This is a genomic window from Mesorhizobium sp. M1E.F.Ca.ET.041.01.1.1 (assembly GCF_003997355.1).
Taxonomy (GTDB): domain Bacteria; phylum Pseudomonadota; class Alphaproteobacteria; order Rhizobiales; family Rhizobiaceae; genus Mesorhizobium.
The window spans coordinates 1-4,054 of record NZ_RZSL01000543.1 but is presented as its reverse complement, the minus strand read 5'-3'; the positions used below and the strand labels follow the sequence as shown (position 1 = coordinate 4,054).

Sequence of the window (4,054 nt, the reverse complement as noted above, 5' to 3'; positions counted from 1 at the left end):
GTCCAGATGATTCTCGACGCCGGCGCTCGCTTCGTCGGCAAGACGCAGACTGACGAGCTTGCCTTCTCGTTGTTCGGCCAGAATTCGCATTTCGCCTTTCCGGTGAACCCGGCCGCCCCGGACCGCGTCACCGGCGGCTCTTCCTCGGGATCGGCATCTGCAGTCGCAGGAGGCCTTGCCGATATCGCCATCGGTTCCGACACCGGCGGCTCGATCCGCGCGCCGGCAAGCTTCTGCGGCCTGATCGGGCTGCGCACCAGCCACGGCCGCATCTCGCTCGACGGCGCGATGAAGCTGGCGCCGAGCTTCGACACCTTCGGCTGGTTCGCCGACGACATCGAGACCTATGAGGCGGTCGGCAAGCTCCTGCTCGGGCGCGATCCGCATCAGCATCCGCTCAACCGCCCACTGTCGATCCGCTGGCTGGACGCTTTCGTTGCCGGCCCGGCCGAGGCCGCCGAATATGGACGAATGAAGGCACTGACGGCCGGCGTCGTCGGCGAGCCGACCGAGATGGAATACGCCTTCGCCTCGTCCCCGGATGATCTCTACTGGTGTTTTCGCCGGCTGCAGGCTTACGAGGCCTGGCAGGTGCATGGCAGCTGGATCTCGGCGGGCAACCACGGCCTTGGCCCTGGCATCGACGAGCGTTTCGGCTTCGGCCGCACGATCGATGCCGGCACGGTCGCCGCCGAGGCGGAACGCCGGCTGGCCTTCCGTTCCGATCTCGGCGCCCTGCTCGGCAACAACGGCTTTCTCGTTCTGCCGACCGTTCCAGGCGCGGCGCCGCTGAAGACCAGCACGCCCGAACAGTTCCAGGCCTATCGCGAAAGGGCGCTGCATCTGTTGTGCCTGGCAGGCCTGTCGGGCTTCCCGCAGATCACCTTGCCGCTCGGCTCCGTCGACGGCGCGCCCTTCGGCCTGTCGCTGCTGGGCCCTTCCGGCGGCGACGTCGCTTTGATACGGCTCGGCCGCAGGATTCTCGACGCGGCACGAAAGGTCTGATCATGGACACATTGACCCGTATGCGCGCCTTCATCGACGTGGTCGAGGCTGAAGGCTTCTCGGCCGCAGCGCGCAAGATCGGCCGTTCAAAAGCGCTGCTGTCGAAATATGTGCGCGAGTTGGAGGACGAACTCGGCGCGCTGCTTCTGAACCGCACCACGCGCCAGTTCTCGCTGACCGAAGCCGGCCACACCTATTATCAGCGCGCTTCCGAAATCGTGCGCGAGGTCGACAGCCTGGCCGACGCCGTGCGCGAATCCTCCGGCGACGTGCGCGGCCGGATCAAGCTTTCGGCGGCGCGCACCTTCGCCGACGCGCCGATCGGCCAGTCGCTGATCGACTTCGCCAAGCAGCATCCCGACATCGTGCTCGACATCCACCTCGACGACCGCTTCGTCGACCTTGTTGAAGAGGGTTTCGACCTTGCGGTGCGCATCTCGCGGCTTGAGAACTCTTCGCTGATCGCCAGGCGCTTGGGACCGTTTTCGGTCAAGCTGTGCGCATCGCCAGAGCTGCTCGCAAAGCATGGCAAGCCGACGCGTCCACAGGATCTCGCCAACATGCCTTGCCTGGTCGACACCAACGGCCGCTCGCTGGCCAATTGGCGTTTCAAGGGTGAGGGTGAGGAGTCCATGAGCGTCGCCGTCTCCGGCCCGATCGAGGTCAACAGCCCAATTGTGGCGCGAGCTGCCGCTCTCTCCGGCCTCGGCTTCGCCATGCTGCCGGATTTCATAGCTGCTCCCGATATCGCTTCCGGTAAGTTGGTCACCGCGCTCGACGATCGCATCCTGTCGGGTACCGGTATCTTCGCCGTCTACCCGCACCGCCGCTACCTGCCCGCCAAGGTCCGCGTCTTCGTCGATTTCCTGGTGCACTGGTTCAGGACGCGAGACGGCGCGTGATATCCCGCGTCCCAATTTCGCCCCCTTTCTGATAACTCTCGGGGTCCACTCCCAAAGTCGATGGAATCGCGGCTGAGAATGCACCTGAAACGGCAAGCAACCATGCTGGCTTCGGCCGCAGCAGTGACATTCGCCGCGGTCGAGCCGGCCGAGGTGCATCCGCATGTCTTTGCCGAAGCCCGCCTCGACGTGATCCTGAGCGAGGATCACCAAAGCGTGAAAGCGCTGCGCCATCTGTGGCGTTTCGACGATCTGTTTTCGAGCACTGTGATGATGGAGTTCGACAAGAACTCCGATCTGAAACTTGATGACAAAGAGCTCAAGGAAGTGGCCGATACCGTCCATTCTTCGCTGGCCGAATTCAACTACTTCCAGTTGGTCACGCAGGACGGCAAGGACGTGCCGATGATCCCGCCGCCGCATCTGATGGCGAACTTCGACAATGATCAGTTGATCATCCTGTTCGAGTCCGAGCCGAAGACGCCGATCAAGCTTGCCGGCAAGATCGACATCGGCGTTTACGATCCGACATTTTACACGGCGATCGATTTCACCGACGACGCCAACCTCACCGTCGAGGGCCTGCCCTCGAACTGCACCAAGAAGGTGGTCCGCCCCGATCCCGACGAAGCGATCAAGGAGAACCAGAAGACCCTGACGGATGCGTTCTTCAACGATCCGACGGGCACCGACATGAGCAAGATCTTCGCCACCAAGCTCGAACTGAACTGCCCGCCAGAAGGATAATCGGTGATGAAACCATCGCTGCGCTTGGCGCTTGGCCTTTTGGCCGCCACCCTGGTGATGACGCATCTGCCAGGCATCGCCCATGCCCAGAGCTCACTCGGCATCGGCACCAATGACGGCATGGCGCCAAGCACCTCCGGTCCGTTCGCCCATATCCTGATGTGGATCAATCTCAGGCAGCAGGAATTCTACCATTCGCTGGCAGCCGCGATGAAGGCGATGCGCCAGGACGGCAGCAAGCTCTGGCTGCTGGTCGGCCTTTCTTTCGCCTATGGCATCTTCCACGCCGCCGGTCCCGGGCACGGCAAGGCGGTGATCTCCTCCTATATGGTCGCCAACGAAGTGGCGCTGAAGCGCGGCATCCTGCTCTCCTTCGTCTCGGCGTTGCTGCAGGGCCTGACCGCGGTCGTGGTCATGGTGCTCGCCTATTTCGTGCTGCGCGGCACGGCGGTGTCGATGACCGACGCGACCTGGTTCCTCGAAATCTCCAGCTTTGTGCTGGTCACCCTGTTCGGCGCCTGGCTTTTGTGGCGCAAGCTCGGTCCATCGATACCGCGCCTGCTCGGCAGAGCGCCCGCCCACAGCCTGTCGGCCGCCCATGCGGGGCATTCGCGTGCCGGGCATTCCCATGCCGGGCACGCGCACGCGCATTCCCACGCAAGCCATTCCCATGCTCATTCGCTTTCGACGCATGCCCACGCGGCGCATACGCTGCACACGCATCACGACCACGATGATGTGGCGCACTCGCACCCGCATAGCCACGATCATGGCGCGCACGATCATGCAGCGCATCATCACCACGATCATGGCCCGGGCGAAGTCTGCGAGACCTGCGGCCATTCGCATGCGCCGGATCCGGCGCTGCTTTCCGGCGACCGCTTCGACTGGCGCACGGCCTGGTCGGCCGTTGCCGCCGTCGGCATTCGCCCCTGCTCAGGCGCGCTGATCGTGCTGAGCTTCGCGCTTCTCAACGGGCTTTGGCTTGGCGGACTGCTGTCGGTGCTTGCGATGTCGATCGGCACCGCGATCACCGTCTCGGCGCTGGCGACGCTCGCGGTGACGGCCAAGAACTGGGCGGTCTATTTCGCCGGCGACGGATATCTCGGCAACCGCATCCATTCGATCGTCGAGATCGGCGGCGCGGCCTTCATCTTCCTGGTTGGGCTGCTGCTTTTGTCGGCCAGCCTGACGGGCGGCGCCTGACCATAGGTGCGCGCGAAGGTGTGTTGAGATTCAGGTCAGGCCGAGCCGAAAACGGTGGATTCCGAGAACCGGCCTACGCCGGCCGTAGCCTTAACTACCACGCCACTCTCATGAATGCTTCGGCCGGCGAATGCCGGAAGCGCAGGAAGCCGCCGTTTGCAGGCCGGCATCACCTGAATATCAATATATCTTCC

The 4,054-nt window shown here is 63.6% G+C and carries 4 protein-coding genes; all 4 read left to right on the top strand.

Annotated features, from left to right (window positions below; genetic code table 11):
• Positions 1–1,005, top strand: a 1,005-nt coding sequence (locus EOA38_RS29785; RefSeq protein ID WP_127300925.1) for an amidase, incomplete at its 5' end; no start/stop codon positions are given.
• Positions 1,006–1,007: 2 nt separating this feature from the next.
• Positions 1,008–1,907 carry a LysR family transcriptional regulator gene (locus EOA38_RS29780; RefSeq protein WP_126092158.1) on the top strand — a complete coding sequence of 300 codons (900 nt, stop codon included), beginning with the start codon at positions 1,008–1,010 and terminating at the stop codon, positions 1,905–1,907.
• Positions 1,908–1,985: 78 nt separating this feature from the next.
• Positions 1,986–2,654: a DUF1007 family protein gene (locus EOA38_RS29775; protein WP_126092157.1), complete on the top strand. Its 669-nt coding sequence runs from the start codon at positions 1,986–1,988 to the stop codon at positions 2,652–2,654.
• Between the two features lie 6 nt (positions 2,655–2,660).
• Entirely contained in the window at positions 2,661–3,860 is a 1,200-nt protein-coding gene (locus tag EOA38_RS29770) for a nickel/cobalt transporter (protein ID WP_126092156.1), read from the top strand.
• Positions 3,861–4,054 lie beyond the last annotated feature (194 nt).